12 protein-coding genes are annotated in these 16,132 nt (G+C 67.9%); 11 read left to right on the plus strand and 1 reads right to left on the minus strand.

Features of this window, described 5'->3' with window-relative positions; genetic code table 11:
- From nuoL to dnaE, 11 genes are all read left to right on the plus strand, one after another.
- Entirely contained in the window at positions 1-1,917 is a 1,917-nt protein-coding gene (nuoL, locus tag ET526_RS04390) for an NADH-quinone oxidoreductase subunit L (protein WP_135466457.1), read from the plus strand.
- Positions 1,914-3,428: an NADH-quinone oxidoreductase subunit M gene (locus ET526_RS04395; protein WP_135466458.1), complete on the plus strand. Its 1,515-nt coding sequence runs from the start codon at positions 1,914-1,916 to the stop codon at positions 3,426-3,428. The genes nuoL and ET526_RS04395 overlap by 4 nt, the downstream gene beginning before the upstream one ends.
- Positions 3,429-3,432: 4 nt before the next feature.
- Complete coding sequence (gene nuoN, locus ET526_RS04400; RefSeq protein ID WP_135466459.1) at positions 3,433-4,857, plus strand: NADH-quinone oxidoreductase subunit NuoN; 1,425 nt, start codon at positions 3,433-3,435, stop codon at positions 4,855-4,857.
- A 92-nt stretch (positions 4,858-4,949) separates the two neighbouring features.
- Positions 4,950-5,666, plus strand: a complete 717-nt coding sequence (locus tag ET526_RS04405; protein ID WP_135466460.1) for a biotin--[acetyl-CoA-carboxylase] ligase — start codon at positions 4,950-4,952, stop codon at positions 5,664-5,666.
- 2 nt (positions 5,667-5,668) lie between these two features.
- Complete coding sequence (locus tag ET526_RS04410; protein ID WP_135466461.1) at positions 5,669-6,469, plus strand: type III pantothenate kinase; 801 nt, start codon at positions 5,669-5,671, stop codon at positions 6,467-6,469.
- A gap of 141 nt (positions 6,470-6,610) precedes the next feature.
- Positions 6,611-8,197: a ribonuclease J gene (locus ET526_RS04415; RefSeq protein ID WP_240048259.1), complete on the plus strand. Its 1,587-nt coding sequence runs from the start codon at positions 6,611-6,613 to the stop codon at positions 8,195-8,197.
- Positions 8,198-8,251: 54 nt separating this feature from the next.
- Positions 8,252-8,515 carry a DUF1467 family protein gene (locus ET526_RS04420; protein WP_135466463.1) on the plus strand — a complete coding sequence of 88 codons (264 nt, stop codon included), beginning with the start codon at positions 8,252-8,254 and terminating at the stop codon, positions 8,513-8,515.
- Positions 8,516-8,920: 405 nt separating this feature from the next.
- Positions 8,921-10,231: a proline--tRNA ligase gene (gene proS, locus ET526_RS04425; RefSeq protein ID WP_135466464.1), complete on the plus strand. Its 1,311-nt coding sequence runs from the start codon at positions 8,921-8,923 to the stop codon at positions 10,229-10,231.
- Positions 10,232-10,241: 10 nt separating this feature from the next.
- On the plus strand, positions 10,242-11,498 hold the full coding sequence (locus ET526_RS04430; RefSeq protein WP_135466465.1) for a lipoprotein-releasing ABC transporter permease subunit: 1,257 nt from the start codon (positions 10,242-10,244) through the stop codon (positions 11,496-11,498).
- Entirely contained in the window at positions 11,491-12,180 is a 690-nt protein-coding gene (locus ET526_RS04435; protein ID WP_135466466.1) for an ABC transporter ATP-binding protein, read from the plus strand. Before ET526_RS04430 ends, ET526_RS04435 begins: the two co-directional genes overlap by 8 nt.
- A 61-nt stretch (positions 12,181-12,241) precedes the next feature.
- Positions 12,242-15,682: a DNA polymerase III subunit alpha gene (gene dnaE, locus ET526_RS04440; protein ID WP_135466467.1), complete on the plus strand. Its 3,441-nt coding sequence runs from the start codon at positions 12,242-12,244 to the stop codon at positions 15,680-15,682.
- A 15-nt stretch (positions 15,683-15,697) separates the two neighbouring features.
- Here dnaE and ET526_RS04445 read toward each other — a convergent pair whose 3' ends face one another.
- Positions 15,698-16,066 carry a sensory rhodopsin transducer gene (locus ET526_RS04445; protein ID WP_135466468.1) on the minus strand — a complete coding sequence of 123 codons (369 nt, stop codon included), beginning with the start codon at positions 16,064-16,066 and terminating at the stop codon, positions 15,698-15,700.
- Positions 16,067-16,132: the final 66 nt, after the last annotated feature.

The raw sequence follows: 16,132 nt of genomic DNA on the forward strand, positions 1-16,132 counted from the left end.
ATGCTCGTCGGTGCCGTTTTCTTCCCTTTGTTGGGCGCCGCCATCAGTGGCCTTTTTGGCCGCTGGATCGGAGACCGCGTCGCCCAATGGTCCACCGTCATCTGTATGGTGCTGGCTGCTGTTTGTGGCATCGGCGCCTTTGCTCAAGTTGCACTCGGCGGTCAGCCTACGACAGTTCCGATTGTCACCTGGATGGAGGTCGGCGGACTCGAGGCCTCGTGGGCGTTGCGCTACGACACGCTCAGCGCCGTCATGGTGATGATGGTCACCTTCATCTCCACGCTGATCCATCTCTACAGCGTGGGGTACATGTCGCACGATGCGACGCCGTACCGCTTCTTTGCCTACCTGTCGCTGTTCACCTTCATGATGCTGATGCTGGTGACGGCAGACAATCTTGCCCAGCTGTTCTTCGGCTGGGAAGGAGTGGGCCTCGCCAGCTATCTCCTTATCGGCTACTGGTATGAGAAGGAAAGCGCGAATGTCGCCGCGATGAAGGCCTTCATCGTCAATCGCGTTGGCGACCTGTTCTTCATGCTGGGTGTCGCTCTGACCTTCTTCGTGTTCGGCAGTATTGAATTCTCCATCATCTTTGCCGCGGTGCCGGACAGGGCGCAGGATATCTTTCTCGGCGTTAATGCCCTGGAGCTGATCGCGGTGCTACTGTTCCTTGGCGCCTGCGGCAAGTCGGCACAGATTGGCCTTCACACTTGGCTGCCAGATGCCATGGAAGGCCCAACGCCCGTTTCTGCCCTGATCCACGCGGCCACCATGGTCACGGCTGGCGTCTTCCTGGTCTGCCGGATGTCTCCGGTGTTCGAGTTCGCACCAACCGCGCTGGCCTTGGTCACCGTGGTGGGTGCGACCACTGCCTTCTTTGCCGCCACCGTGGGCTGCGTGCAGAACGACATCAAGCGGGTGATCGCGTATTCCACCTGCTCCCAGCTTGGCTATATGTTTTTCGCAGCCGGCGTTGGAGCCTATCAGGTGGCGATGTTCCACCTGTTCACCCACGCCTTCTTCAAGGCTCTGCTGTTCCTTGGTGCCGGCAGCGTGATCCATGCCATGTCCGATGAGCAGGACATCCGGAAGATGGGGGGAATCTGGACCAAGATCCCAATCACCTATGTGGTGATGTGGATCGGCAGTCTGGCGCTGGCGGGGATCCCCTTCTTTGCCGGCTACTACTCCAAGGATGCAATCCTCGAGGCCGCATTCGCAGCGCACAGCCCGGTAGGCATGTATGCCTTCATCCTGGGATTGGCCGCCGCGTTCCTGACCGCCTTCTATTCCTGGCGCCTGCTCATTCTCACCTTCCATGGTGCGCCGCGAGCCGATGCGCATACCATGGAGCATGTGCATGAAAGCCCTTGGGTGATGCTGTTTCCGCTACTGGTCCTGGCAGCGGGCGCCATCGGGGTGGGGTACCTGTTCTACCCGCTGTTCATCGGTGCCCACGAGCAGGCCTTCTGGCAAGGCAGCGTCTTTACTGGTCCTGACAATCACATCCTGCACGATATGCACGAAGTGCCGGGCTGGGTGCCGATCGCTCCTGCTGCCATCGGCCTCGCTGGGATCGCGCTGGCCTATGTGATGTACATGATCGCGCCGGAGCTGCCCGGCCGGCTGGCTTCCCGCTTCCGCGGCCTTTATCTGTTCCTTCTGAACAAGTGGTACTTTGACGAGCTGTATGACGCGCTTTTTGTGCGGCCTGCGCGCCGGCTGGCGGAAGTGTTCTGGAAGGTGGGCGATGCCCGCATCATCGACGGCATGCCGAACGGTGCCGCCGATCTCGCTGTCCAGGCTTCCCGGGGCGCCGTGCGGATGCAGACAGGCAGGGTGGCGAATTACGCCTTTGCGATGATCATCGGTCTCGTCATCTTCGTTTCCCTCTTCCTGATCGGTTTCGTGCGATGAACGCCGCCGGCTTTCCCCTACTATCGCTGATCACTTTCCTGCCGCTAGCAGGGGCGGCGATCATCATGTTCGTCCGCGGCGACGAACAGGTCGTGGCACAGAACGCACGATGGACAGCCCTCTGGACCAGCCTGGTCGTCTTCGCGCTGTCGCTGATCCTGTGGTTCCAGTTCGACCGCAGCTCTGCGGAATTTCAGTTCGAGGAGCGGCTGGAGTGGCTGCCCGAGTTCGGTGTCGGATACCGTATGGGGGTGGACGGCATCTCGGTGCTGTTCGTCCTGCTTTCCACCGCGCTGACGCCGATCTGCATCCTTGCCTCCTGGGAAGCCATCACGGCGCGGGTGCGCGAGTACATGGTCGCCTTCCTGGTCCTGGAGACCATGATGGTCGGCATGTTCTGCGCCCTGGATTTCGTCATCTTCTACATATTCTTCGAGGGCGTCCTGATCCCGATGTTCCTCATCATCGGGGTATGGGGCGGGGCGAGACGGGTCTACGCCGCCTTCAAGTTCTTCCTCTACACCCTGCTTGGCAGCGTGCTCATGCTGCTGGCGATCCTCTATCTCTGGTACAACGCCGGCACGACTGATATCCCGGAGCTGTTCAACGTCGAGGTTCCGCGCGCGGCCCAAACCTGGATCTTCCTCGCTTTCCTCGCATCCTTCGCAGTGAAGGTGCCGATGTGGCCGGTACATACCTGGCTGCCGGACGCGCATGTGGAGGCGCCAACCGCGGGCTCGGTCATCCTCGCTGGCGTGCTGCTGAAGATGGGTGCCTATGGGTTCCTCCGCTTCTCCCTCCCTATGCTTCCGCATGCGAGCGCGGAGTTCGCGCCGCTGATCTTCGTCCTCTCCATTGTCGCCGTGGTCTACACCTCGCTCGTGGCGCTGGCGCAGGAGGACATGAAGAAGCTCATCGCCTATTCCTCCGTCGCACATATGGGCATCGTTACCCTTGGCATCTTCACCTTCAACATGCAGGGCCTTTCGGGCGCGTTGTTCACCATGCTGGCGCACGGTGTCGTGTCGGGGGCCCTGTTCCTGTGCGTCGGCGTGCTCTACGACCGGGTGCATTCGCGCGAGATCGCCCGCTACGGCGGCTTGGCGATGATCATGCCGGCCTACGCCCTTGTCTTCATGGTGTTCACCATGGCGTCGGTGGCGCTGCCGGGCACCGCGAATTTCGTCGGCGAATTCCTGGTCATCCTCGGCGCATGGCGGGTGAATCCGTGGGTTGCCTTCGGGGCGGCTCTCGGCATGATCCTCGGCGCGGCCTATATGCTCTACCTCTACCGCCGCGTCGCCTTCGGACGGATCACGCGCGATGACCTGCGTCGGCTGCTTGATCTCTCGCCGCGGGAGTATGCGGTGTTCACTCCGCTGATCCTGCTGACGCTCTGGATGGGCATATACCCGCAATCCTTCCTTTCCTTCTTCGACGCCAGCGTCGCGGCGCTGGTGGCGCGGCACGAGGCCGCGCTCGGCCTCGCCTCCCGCATGGCAGGAATGTGACACCATGGCCTGGACTCTCGCCCTGCCGGAGCTCGTGCTGGCGCTCTGCGGCCTTGCGATCCTGCTGATTGGCGTGCTGCCGAAGCGGGACACCTTCTTTCCCATGGCGATGGCCGTGACGGGCTCGCTGCTCCTTGCCGCGGTGCTGGTCCTCGGGCAGCAGGAAGGAGTGGCCCTTAACGGTCTGTACGTGGCGGACTCCTTCAGCTCCTTCATGAAGGTGCTGGCGCTGATCGGCGCCGCCCTCGGCTTGCTGCTCGCGCTCGACTACAACACCAGGGAGCGGCTGAACCGGTTCGAGTATCCGGTGCTGGTGCTGTTCGCCACGCTCGGCATGATGGTCATGATCTCGGCCAACGACCTCATGTCGGTCTATCTGGGGCTGGAGCTGCTCTCCCTGCCCCTCTACGTCATGGCCGCCTTCGACCGCGATGCCGGCCGGTCGGCGGAGGCGGGGCTGAAGTACTTTGTCCTCGGCGCGCTTGCCTCCGGGCTGCTGCTCTACGGGGCGTCGCTCGTCTATGGCTTTGCCGGCACCACGAATTTCGATCGCCTGGCCGCCGCCTTTGCCGCGCAGGAGGGCGTCTCGCCCGGCGTGGTGGTCGGGCTGGTGTTCGTGATGGCGGGGCTTGCCTTCAAGATCTCGGCCGTGCCCTTCCATATGTGGACGCCCGACGTCTACGAGGGGGCGCCGACGCCCGTGACCGCCTTCTTCGCCGCGGCGCCGAAGGTGGCGGCGCTGGCGCTGCTCGCCCGCGTCCTGCTCGGCCCCTTCGCGGATCTGGCGGCACAGTGGCAGCAGGTGGTGGTGCTGATCTCCATCGCCTCCATGCTGCTCGGCGCCTTCGCCGCAATCGGCCAGCGCAACCTGAAGCGGCTGATGGCCTATTCCTCGATAGGCCATGTCGGTTACGCCCTCATGGGCCTTGCCGTGGTAAGCGATGTCGGGCTGCGTGGCCTGATCGTCTACATCGCCATCTACGTGTTCATGAACATCGGCGCCTTTGCCGTGCTGGTGGCGATGCGGCGGAGCGGCCGGGCGGTCGAGCAGGTAGAGGATCTCGCGGGACTTGGCCGCACCGACCCCGCCATGGCGCTCTGGATGGCGGTGTTCATGTTCTCCATGGCCGGCATTCCGCCCCTCGCGGGCTTTTTCGGCAAGCTCTACGTCTTCCTCGCCGCGGTGCAGGGCGGCTACTGGACGCTTGCGGTGATCGGCGTGCTGACCAGCGTGGTCGCGGCCTACTACTATCTCCGCATCGTCAAGGTGATGTATTTCGACCAGCCGCCAGAAGCCGCGCTGGAGCGCGCCCCGCCCAGCCTTTCCGTGGTGATGGCAACGACCGGGCTGTTCAACCTGGCCTTCTGCCTCTTCCCCGCCCCGATGCTGGCGGCGGCCGGGATCGCGGCGGCGGCGCTGCTCGGGTGAGGCCCGGGGAGGAGGCCCGGACCCTTCCCACCTCCCTCCGGCCCGATGCCGGTGGGACCGCTCCCGCCTTGCCGCCAGGCTGGCGGCTGGAGATGTTCGACACCCTTCCCAGCACCTCGGACTGGCTGATCCAGCAGGCCGAGCGGGGAGCGTCGGAGGGTCTCGCAGTGCTGGCGAAGCGCCAGACCGCGGGGCGTGGGCGGAATGGCCGCCAATGGGCCTCACCGCAGGGCAACCTGTACCTTTCCGTCCTTCTCCGCCCCGCCGGAACGGCGCGGGAGGCGGGGCAGTGGGCGCTGCTCGCCGGTGTCGCGCTGTTCGAGGCCGCTGCGGCCCTGGTGGGAGCACAGGCGCTGCGGCTGAAATGGCCGAATGACCTGCTCCATCAGGACGCCAAGGCTGGCGGCATCCTGGCGGAAAGCGCATTGGCCCGCGATGACGGGCCACAGGGACGGCTTGCCTGGCTGGTGCTCGGCATCGGCGTCAATCTGGCCGCCGCGCCGGCGCTGCCGGACCGGCCGACCACCATGCTCGGTGGCGGCGAAGCGCCGGAGGCCTTCGCCGCGCGGCTGCTGGCACGGCTTGACCATTGGCGCAGGGTTCAGGCGGCGCAGGGCTTCGCGCCGCTGCGCGCCGCCTGGGAGGCCGCTGGGCCCCGCCGCGGCACGGCGTTGACGGTGCGCGTCGGGGAGGGGAGCATTGCCGGGCGCTATGCCGCCCTGGCGGAGGATGGCAGCCTGCTGCTGGAGACGGAGCAGGGCCTTCGGCGCATCACCGCCGGCGAGGTCGCGGCAATGGAGGTGCGCTAGCCATGCTGCTGGCGGTGGATGCGGGCAACACCAACGTGGTCTTCGCCGTGCACGACGGCGTCGAGTGGCGCGGCCGCTGGCGCATCGCCACCCGTGCTGACCGCACCTCGGACGAGTACGCGGTCTGGCTGCTGGCGCTGTTCCAGTTCAGCGGCCTGAAGCCCACCGACATAGACCGGTGCGTGATCGGCACGGTGGTGCCGGCGGCGCTCTACAACCTGCGTCGCCTTGCCCGCGAATGGTTCTCCTGCGAGCCGCTTGTGGCGCGCTCCACAATCGATTGGGGCTTCGAGATCCGGGTGGACCGACCGGCGGAGGTGGGGGCGGACCGCCTGCTCAACGCGCTGGCGGCGCATCATCACTACCGTGGCCCGCTGGTGGTGATCGATTTCGGCACCGCCACCACCTTCGACGTGGTGGACGAGGACGGTGCCTATCTCGGCGGCGTCATCGCCCCTGGCATCAACCTGTCGCTCGAGGCACTGCACAAGGCGGCAGCCCGGCTGCCGCGCATCGGTATCGGCCGGCCCCAGGCGGTGATCGGGCGCGATACCATCGCCGCCATGCAGTCCGGAATCTTCTGGGGCTATGTCGGCATGATCGAGGGCATCGTTGCCCGCATCCGCAGCGAGCACGAGGCGCCGCTGAAGGTGATCGCCACCGGCGGCCTGGCCCCGCTCTTCGCCGAAGGAACCACGATCATCGAGCGCATAGATCCTGACATCACTCTCGAGGGGCTGCGGCTCATCGCGGCGCGCAATCCGGCGCCTGCCCCACCCAGGAACCCGCGTGACTCCGCCTAGACAAGCGTCATGAACCAGCCAGCCATGCCTGCCGGCCCCGAAGGGGACGGCGAATGGGACACGGCGTCCGGGGAGGATCCCTCGGCGCTGCCCGGTGGCGATCTCGCCTTCATTCCGCTCGGTGGAACCGGCGAGATCGGCATGAACCTCAACGTCTATCGCTGCGACGGTGCGCTCCTGGCCGTGGATTGCGGCATCGGCTTCGGCGGGCCCGAGGCTCCGGAGGTCGAGACGATGGTGCCCGATCCGGCTTGGCTGGTCGAGCGGCGGGAGCGCCTGGTCGGCCTCGTCATCACCCACGCGCATGAGGACCATCTTGGCGCGGTGGTGCATCTCTGGCCCTTCCTGCGCTGCCCTGTCTACGCCGGCCCCTTCGCCTCCGCCGTGCTGCGACGCAAGCTGGCGGAGGCAGGGCTACACGGGGAGGTGCGGCTGTCCACCCTTCCGCTCGGCGGCCGCTTCTCCCTGCCGCCCTTCGATCTGCAGTTCCTCGACGTCGCGCATTCGGTGCCCGAGGCGCAGGCGCTGGCGATCCGCACCCGGCACGGCCTGGTGCTGCACACGGGGGATTGGAAGCTCGATCCCGATCCCCTGATCGGTCCGCGCACCGACGAGGCCGCCTTCGCCCGCCTCGGCGAGGAGGGCGTGCTGGCCATGGTGTGCGACAGCACCAACGCGTTGGTAGAGGGGCATTCCGGCAGCGAGGGGGAGGTGCGGCGCAACCTCGCCGCCATCATCCGCGGCCTGAAGGGGCGGGTGGCGGTGACCTGCTTCGCCACCAACATCGCGCGGATCGAGAGCATCGCCCGCGCCGCCACCGCCGCCGGGCGGCAGGTGGCGCTGTTCGGCCGCTCCCTGCGCAATGCCGAGGCAGCGGCGCGGGAATGTGGCTATCTGCGCGACGTTCCGCCCTTCGTTCCGGAGGAGGAGGCGGGATACCTGCCCGATGATTCGCTGCTGCTGATCTGCACCGGCAGTCAGGGTGAGCCCCGCTCGGCGCTCGCCAAGATTGCCGCCGACACTCATCCCGCTATCGCGCTCGGGGAAGGGGACACGGTGATCTTCTCTTCGCGCATGATACCCGGCAATGAGCGCGCCATCCTGCGCCTGCAGGACGACCTCGCCCGCCGCGGCTGCAGGGTGATGACGGCGGATGACCACATGGTCCATGTCTCCGGCCATCCTGCGCGCGACGAGATGAAGCGCCTCTACGGCCTGGTCAGGCCGCGCTACGCCATTCCCGTGCATGGCGAGTGGCGCCACCTTTCCGAGCATGCGGCGCTGGCGCGTTCCTGCGGCGCCGATCCTCTGCTCGTCGAGGATGGGGATGTGGTGCGCCTCGCGCCGGGGCGGCCCGAGGTGGTGGCGGGCGTGCCGACCGGACGGCTGGCGGTGGACAATGGCCGACTGCTGCCGCTGTCCGGCGGCGTGCTGGCGGCCCGCAAGCGCATGCTGTTCAACGGGCTGGTGGTGGCCTCCCTGGCCGTGGACCGGGAGGGGCGGGTGCTGGGAGAGCCCAAGGTCTCCGCCCCTGGCCTGTTCGAGGGCGAGGATGTGGAGCCGCGCCAGCTTGCGGCCGAGGTCGCGCGGGTGATCGGGGAATTGCCGAGCGCGCAGCGGCGTGAGGACGAGGCGCTGCGCGAGGCGGCGCGGTCGGTGCTGCGCCGGGCGGTGGGGCGGCGGCTGCGCAAGCGGCCGAACGTGGAGGTGCACCTGCTGCGGGTATAGAGAGCCCGGGGAACGGCCTCTTGCGGCCGGTGAGCGGGGCAGGGAAAACGCCGCATGAACTGGTTCACCGGCATCATCGTCTATCTTCTGGTGTGGTGGACGGTGCTGTTCGCCGTGCTGCCTTTCGGCACCCGCCCGGATCCTGATGGGGATCCCGCCGCCGGCGGCTGGCGCGGCGCGCCCGAGCAGCCCCTGCTGCTGCGCAAGCTGATCGCCACCACTCTCGTTTCCGCCGTGGTCTGGCTTGGCATCTACGCCCTTGTGGAAAGCAACTGGATCAGCTTCCGCGAGGGCTGGCTGGCGATGCCTGAAAAATAGGCGGCTTGCCCGCCCTTTCGGGGGGTGCCGCCTTCGTTTTGGGCAGATGCTGTTTGAAAGCCGTATTTTGCGGCGTGGCGGGGCGCATTTTTCGTTGTCCCGCCCCGGGCGGTCGCGCCACCATCATCGCCGGGAAGAGGGTGATCCTCTTCCTGCCGTGTGACTGGCGTTTCCTCCCTAAACTCGGGCCGCGCCTAGGCGCGGCCCGCTTTTTGTCTAGCCCATGGCAGGACCGGCGGAAACCTTTTTTTGCGTCCTGCCGGCCCGGTTGCATCCAATGATGCGCGCTGCAGCGCAGCATGGCAATGGAATTGCTGGCTCGTCGGCCGGCCCGTGCCCTCTGGCGGAGGCGGCCCGCCGCCCCTACTGTCCGCCGCACCTGCCCTTCGCCCCGAGGATTCCGCCTTGCGCCTGTCCCGCGCCTTCCTGCCGACGCTCAAGGAAACCCCTGCCGAGGCCCAGGTCGCCTCGCACCGCCTGATGCTGCGCGCCGGCATGATCCGGCAGACCAGCGCCGGCATCTACGCATGGCTGCCGCTGGGCTGGCGGGCGCTGCGCAAGGTGGAGCAGATCGTGCGCGAGGAGCAGGATGCCGCCGGCGCCCAGGAGATCCTGATGCCGACCATCCAGACGGCCGATCTCTGGCGCCAGTCGGGCCGCTACGACGCCTACGGGCCGGAGATGCTCCGCATCAGGGACCGGCACGAGCGCGAGATGCTGTACGGCCCGACCAACGAGGAGATGGTCACCGACATCTTCAAGGCCTACGCGAAGTCCTACCGCGACCTCCCGCGCAACCTGTACCACATTCAGTGGAAGTTCCGCGACGAGATCCGCCCCCGCTTCGGCGTGATGCGCGGCCGCGAATTCCTGATGAAGGACGCTTACAGCTTCGACCTCGACCATGAGGGGGCGCAGCGCAGCTACCGGCAGATGTTTGTCGCCTATCTCCGCACCTTCGCACGCATGGGGCTGAAGGCGATTCCCATGCAGGCGGATACCGGGCCGATCGGCGGCAATCTCAGCCACGAGTTCATCATCCTGGCCGAGACCGGAGAAAGTCAGGTCTTCCTGCACCGGGACCTGCTGGAGTTCGACGTGCTGTCACGCCCCGTGGACTACCAGGGCGACCTTTCGCCCATCGTGGAGTTCTGGACCAGCCGCTACGCCGCGACGGATGAGAAGCACGACGAAGCCGCCTGGGCCGAGGTGCCGGAGGAGAAGCGCGTCACCGCCCGCGGCATAGAGGTGGGCCACATCTTCTATTTCGGCACCAAGTACAGCGCCGCCATGGGGCTGCACGTCAGCGGGCCGGACGGAAAGCCGGTGACGCCGGAGATGGGCAGCTACGGCATCGGCGTCTCCCGCCTGGTCGGCGCCATCATCGAGGCCAGCCACGACGAGCATGGCATCATCTGGCCCGATCCGGTCGCGCCCTTCGCCGCCGCGGTGCTGAACCTGAAGCCGGGGGAGGCGGCCTGCGACGCAGCCGCGGAACGGATCTACGCCGCGCTGGCCCCGCAGGCGGTGCTGGATGACCGCGAGGAGCGGGCAGGGGTGAAATTCGCCGATGCCGATCTGATGGGCTTCCCCTGGCAGGTCATCGTCGGCCCGCGCGGCGCCGCGGCCGGACGCGTCGAGCTCAAGCGCCGCGCCACGGGCGAGCGCGCCGAGGTCTCGCCCGAGGATGCCGTGGCACGCGTCCGAAGCCACTGAACGAGGTTCGATGTTCAACGCCTTCGAGCGCATGATCGCCTTCCGCTACCTGCGGGCACGGAAGGGCGAGCGCTTCGTCTCCGTCATTGCCATCTTCTCGCTTGTGGGCATCGCGCTCGGGGTTGCCACGCTCATCATCGTGATGAGCGTGATGAACGGCTTTCGGCAGGAGCTGCTGGGACGCATCCTCGGCCTGAACGGCCACATGGGAGTCTATGCCGCCGATGGTGGGCCCATGCCCGATTTCGATGCCGTCACCAACCGCATACGTGGCCTGCCCGACGTGGTGGCCGCCACCCCGGTCGTGGAAGGCCAGGTGCTGCTGACCAGCGAGGCGGGCGGCGCCTCCGGCGGTCTCGCGCGCGGCATCAGGCCGGAGGATCTGCGGGCGCGGGAGATCATCGCCGGGAACATCCGCCTCGGCTCGCTCGACGAATTCGAGGGGGAGGATGCCATCGTCGTCGGCACCACGCTGGCCGCGCGCATGCGCGTCGGCCTGGGCGACCGCATCACCCTGGTCTCGCCGCAGGGACGCGCCACCGTCTTCGGCACCGTGCCGCGCGTGCGCGCCTACCGCGTGGTGGCGATGTTCAACGTCGGCATGAACGAGTACGATTCAAGCTTCGTCTTCCTGCCCATGCAGGCGGCGCAGCTCTACTTCCAGGTGCCCGACGCTGCGACGCAGGTGGAGGTGTTCGTCCGCGATCCGACGCGCGTACGTGCCGCCAACCTGGAGATCCGCCGCGCGCTGGCCGATGTGCGGCCGGTGCGCATCGTGGACTGGCAGGAGGCGAACAGCAGCTTCTTCAACGCCGTGCAGGTCGAGCGGAACGTGATGTTCCTGATCCTGACGCTCATCATCATCGTCGCCGCCTTCAACATCATCTCCTCCCTCATCATGCTGGTGAAGGACAAGGGGCGGGACATCGCCATCCTGCGCACCATGGGGGCGACGCGTGGGGCGATCATGCGCATCTTCCTGCTCTGCGGCGCCTCGGTGGGCGTGGTGGGAACGGCGATCGGCTTCGCGCTCGGCCTGGTGTTCTGCCTGAACATCGAAAGCATCCGCCAATTCCTGCAGTCGCTGACCGGGACGGAGCTGTTCAGCCCGGAAGTCTATTTCCTTTCGCAACTGCCCGCAGTGGTGGACCCGAACGAGGTGGCGCAGGTGGTCGGCATGGGGCTGGTGCTGTCCCTGCTGGCGACGCTCTATCCCTCCTGGCGCGCCGCGCGCACCGACCCGGTGGAGGCGCTCCGGAATGAGTAGCAACGGGGCGCCGCCCCTCCGGCTTGAAGGGGTCGAGCGCCGCTACCGCACCGAGGCGGGGGAGCTTCCGGTGCTGCGCGGCGCCGACCTCACCCTCTCCACGGGCGAGATCGTCGCGCTGGTCGCGCCCTCCGGCACCGGGAAATCGACGCTGCTGCACCTTGCCGGGCTGCTGGAGCGCCCGGATGGCGGAGAGGTGGTGGTGGAAGGCCGCGCCGCCGGCACCCTCTCCGACGACGAGCGCACCGCCATCCGCCGCGGCACGATTGGCTTCGTCTACCAGTTCCACCACCTGCTGCCGGAATTCACGGCTGAGGAGAACATCGCGCTGCCGCAGATGGCCGCCGGCACCCCGCGCGCCGAGGCCCATGCCCGGGCGCGGGAGCTGCTGGCCGCTTTCGGCCTGAAGGGGCGGGAACATCACCGGCCCGGCAAGCTTTCGGGCGGCGAGCAGCAGCGGGTGGCGATCGCGCGCGCGCTCGCCAACCGCCCGCGCATCCTCCTGGCCGATGAGCCGACCGGCAATCTCGACCTCGCCACCGCCGACCGTGTCTTCGCCGAGTTGCTGGACGCGGTGCGCAACCGTGGCGTGGCGGCGCTGATCGCCACCCACAATCCGGATCTTGCCGCGCGGATGGACCGGGTGGTGACGCTGCGCGAGGGGAGGGTGGTGGCGGGCTGAGGGTCGGCCCCATGCCCGTCGCGGCGTCCCTGTGCTACCCTGGCGTCCCAGGGAGTCGCGCATGGCCGAGAGCTTCGTCCACCTCCACGTCCATTCCAGCTATTCGCTGAGCGAGGGCGCGATCAAGGCGGAGAAGCTCGCCGCCCTGGCGCGCGAGGCCGGCATGCCGGCGGTGGCGCTGACCGACACGGCGAACATGTTCGGCGCGCTGGAATTCGCCCAGAGCTGCGCGGCAAAGGGCGTGCAGCCGATCATGGGCTGCCAGCTCTTCCTCTCCCGCACCGCCGCCGACGACCGGCCGGAAGCCGAGCGCCTGCCTCCCGACCCGGTGGTGGCGCTGGCCATGGATGCGCGGGGACTCGACAACCTGCAGCGCCTCTCCTCGCGCTCTTTCCTCGATGCCGATCCCTCCGGGCGCCCATGCCTTCGGCTGCCGACGCTTCTGGAGCACGCCGAGGGGCTGATGCTGCTCACCGGCGGCACCACCGGGCCCGTGGCGCGGCTGCTCACGGAGGGTCGGCGGGAGAAGGCGGCGGCGCTGCTCGCCCGCCTCGCCGAAGGTTTCCCGGACCGGCTGGCGGTGGAGCTGCACCGTCACGGGCTGGAGGTCGAACGCGCGATCGAGCCGGCGCTGCTGGCGCTGGCCGACGAGGTGGCGCTGCCCATCGTCGCCGCTAACGACGTCTATTTCGCCGAGGCGCGAATGCACGAGGCGCATGACGCGCTGCTGTGCATCGCCGAGGGACGGCTTCTGGCCGAGCCAGGCCGGCGCCGTGTCACGCCCGAGCACTGGTTCAAGCCGCCAGAGCTGATGCGCGCCGTCTTCGCCGACCTGGCGGAGGCCTGCGACAACACGCTGGCCATCGCCCGCCGCTGCGCGGTGATGACGGAGACGCGGAAGCCCGAACTGCCGGTCTGCCCCAAGGTGCAGCCCGGCATGACCGAGGCCGAGACGGTGCGGGACATGGCGAAGCGCGGCCTCGATGGTCGCCTTGACGCCATGGGGGCGGATGCGGGAACGCGGAGCACCTACCACGAGCGGCTGAACTACGAGCTCGGCGTCATCGAGCAGATGGGCTTCTCCGGCTACTTCCTGATCGTCGCCGACTTCATCCAGTGGGCGAAGGCGCAGGGCATCCCGGTGGGGCCGGGCCGCGGCTCCGGCGCCGGCTCGGTCGCGGCCTGGGCGCTCTCCATCACCGACCTGGATCCCCTCCGCTTCGGGCTGCTGTTCGAGCGCTTCCTCAACCCGGAGCGCGTCTCGATGCCGGACTTCGACATCGACTTCTGCCAGGACCGGCGCGACGAGGTGATCGACTACGTCCGCCGCGAATACGGCGCGGACCGCGTGGCGCAGATCATCACCTTCGGCAAGCTGCAGGCCAAGGCGGCGGTGCGCGACGTCGGCCGCGTGCTCGGTATGCCCTACGGCCAGGTGGACCGCATCGCCTCTCTCATCCCCTTCAACCCCGCGAAGCCCGTGACGCTCGCCCAGGCGATCGAGGGCGAGCCGCGGCTGCAGCAGATGCGCGACGGGGACGAGCAGGTGGCGCGGCTGCTCGAGATCGCGGGGCAGGTGGAGGGGCTCTACCGCAACGCCTCCACCCACGCGGCCGGCGTCGTCATCGGCCGCAAGCCGCTCGTGGAGATCATCCCGCTCTACCGCGACCCGCGGAGCGAGATGCTCATCACCCAGTACTCGATGAAGTATGTCGAGCAGGCGAGCCTGGTGAAGTTCGACTTCCTCGGCCTCAAGACGCTGACGGTGATCGAGAAGGCGCTCGCCATCCTGAAGTCCCGCGGCGTGGAGGTGGACATCGCCCGCATCCCGCTCGACGACGCGAAGACCTATGAGATGCTGCGTCGTGGCGACGCCGCCGGCGTGTTCCAGTTCGAAGGCCAGGGCATGCGGGACTGCCTGCGGCAGATGAAGGTGGACCGCTTCGAGGACCTGGTCGCCGCCGTCGCGCTCTACCGCCCCGGCCCGATGGCCAACATCCCCGCCTACTGCGCGCGCAAGCACGGGGAGAAGTGGGAGAGCCCGCACCCCAGGATCCACCACATCCTGGAAGAGACCTACGGCATCATGGTCTACCAGGAGCAGGTGATGCAGATCGCGCAGGAGCTGGCGGGATACTCGCTCGGCGCCGCCGACCTGCTGCGCCGGGCCATGGGCAAGAAGATCCGCTCCGAGATGGAGAAGCAGCGCGAGATCTTCGTCCGGGGCGCCACCGAGCGGGGCGTGGAAGCCGCGAAGGCGGGCGAGATCTTCGACCTGATGGAGAAGTTCGCCGACTACGGCTTCAACAAGTCCCACGCCGCCGCCTACGCGCTGGTCAGCTACCAGACCGCCTGGCTGAAGGCGAACCACCCGGTGGCCTTCCTCGCCGCCTCCATGACGCTCGACCTCGACAAGACGGAGAAGCTCGCCTCCCACATGCAGGAGGCCACGCGCCTCGGCATTCCCGTGCTGCCGCCCGACGTGAACTGCTCCGGAGCCGAGTTCCTGGTGGAACGGACCGGCGACGGGAAGGATGCCATCCGCTTTGCCCTCGCCGCGGTGAAGCGCGTCGGCGCCGGCGCCATGCGCGACCTGGTCGCGGAACGCGAGCGCGGCGGCCCGTTCGGCTCCATCGCCGCCTTCGCGCAGCGGGTGGACCCGAAGCTGCTCAACAAGATGCAGATCGAAAACCTGGCCAAGGCCGGTGCCTTCGACGCTCTGGAGCCGAACCGCGCGCGACTCGTGGCCGGCGCCGAGATCATCCTGCGCCGCGCCCAGGCCGCGGCCGAGGACCGCGCCAGCGCCCAGATCGGCCTGTTCGGCAGCGTGGACGCCAGGCCCGAGCCGCTGCGCCTGCCCGACGTGCCGGACTGGCCGCAGCTCGAGAAGCTCGCCTTCGAGGCCGAGGCCGTCGGCTTCCATCTTTCTGCCCATCCGCTCGACACCTACAGGGGCGTGCTGCAGCGCCTCGGCGTCACGCCGTCCTCGCGCATCGCGGAACGGGCGCGTGGCGGCACGGCGCGGCTGAAGCTCGCCGGCACGGTGGCGGGGATGAAGGAGCGCACGACGCGCACCGGCAGCCGCATGGCCTGGGTCTCGCTTTCCGATCAGGCGGGCAGCTACGAGGTCACCTGCTTCTCCGAGGTGCTCTCCCGCAGCCGCGAGCTGCTCGCGGAAGGCAGCGCGGTGCTGATCACGGCCGAGGCCCGGCTCGAGAACGAGACGCTGCGTCTGACCGCGAGCGAGGTGGAGGCGCTGGAAAAGGCGGCACAGGAGGTTGGCCAGGGGATGCGCCTCTGGCTGGAGGCAACGGCGTCGGTAGAACCGATCCGCGCCCTGCTACAGCGCGAGGGTCGGGGCAGAGGACGGGTGCTCGTCGTCGCCCGGACCGCGCCGGGGCAGGAGGTGGAACTCGCCCTACCCGGCGGCTTCAATGTCTCGCCGCGGCTGATGCAGGCGATGAAGGTGCTGCCCGGCGTCGCCGAGGTGGAGGCGATGTAGCGCCGGCCACCACCCTCAGCCGCCCGGAAAGGCCATGGTCGTCATCAGCGCCAGCGCCGGTTGCCGCGAATCGAGCCGCGTGTGCTGCACGATCACCGGCAGGTCGGAGCGCAGGAGGCTGGCATAGTCGGTGTCCCGCGGCACCGGCGCGGGGTCCTTGAGCTCGTTGAAGCGGAAATGCCGGGTGCGGCGGGCCGGCACGCTCAGACGATAGGGGCCGACCGGCTCCCGGTCCGTGAAGTAGAGCGTGAGCTCGATCGAGGCGTCCCTCTCGTTGGGGTTGAGCACGCACAGCGTCTCATGGCTCTCCAGCGCCGGTCCCTCGCCGGTGCTCTGGCCGGGGATGTAGCCCTCGGCGATGGCCCACAGCGTCTTCCCGATCATGGCCTTCCCTTCTTTCAGCATATCGGCTTCAACCACTGAGGTGGGCGACTGTTCCGCGGTGACAGG

Origin of the sequence: Crenalkalicoccus roseus (assembly GCF_004761865.1) — a bacterium.
In the GTDB taxonomy this organism is placed as follows: Bacteria; Pseudomonadota; Alphaproteobacteria; order Acetobacterales; family Acetobacteraceae; genus Crenalkalicoccus; species Crenalkalicoccus roseus.

Bases quoted from the DNA above. Each gene is read 5' to 3' on its own strand.
- ET526_RS04410 (WP_135466461.1), top strand. From the start codon at position 5,669: ATGCTGCTGGCGGTGGATGCGGGCAACACCAACGTGGTCTTCGCCGTG.
- nuoL (WP_135466457.1), top strand. From the start codon at position 1: ATGCTCGTCGGTGCCGTTTTCTTCCCTTTGTTGGGCGCCGCCATCAGT.
- ET526_RS04435 (WP_135466466.1), top strand. From the start codon at position 11,491: ATGAGTAGCAACGGGGCGCCGCCCCTCCGGCTTGAAGGGGTCGAGCGC.
- dnaE (WP_135466467.1), top strand. From the start codon at position 12,242: ATGGCCGAGAGCTTCGTCCACCTCCACGTCCATTCCAGCTATTCGCTG.
- ET526_RS04430 (WP_135466465.1), top strand. From the start codon at position 10,242: ATGTTCAACGCCTTCGAGCGCATGATCGCCTTCCGCTACCTGCGGGCA.
- ET526_RS04395 (WP_135466458.1), top strand. From the start codon at position 1,914: ATGAACGCCGCCGGCTTTCCCCTACTATCGCTGATCACTTTCCTGCCG.
- nuoN (WP_135466459.1), top strand. From the start codon at position 3,433: ATGGCCTGGACTCTCGCCCTGCCGGAGCTCGTGCTGGCGCTCTGCGGC.
- ET526_RS04415 (WP_240048259.1), top strand. From the start codon at position 6,611: ATGAACCTCAACGTCTATCGCTGCGACGGTGCGCTCCTGGCCGTGGAT.
- ET526_RS04405 (WP_135466460.1), top strand. From the start codon at position 4,950: ATGTTCGACACCCTTCCCAGCACCTCGGACTGGCTGATCCAGCAGGCC.
- ET526_RS04445 (WP_135466468.1), bottom strand. From the start codon at position 16,066: ATGATCGGGAAGACGCTGTGGGCCATCGCCGAGGGCTACATCCCCGGC.
- ET526_RS04420 (WP_135466463.1), top strand. From the start codon at position 8,252: ATGAACTGGTTCACCGGCATCATCGTCTATCTTCTGGTGTGGTGGACG.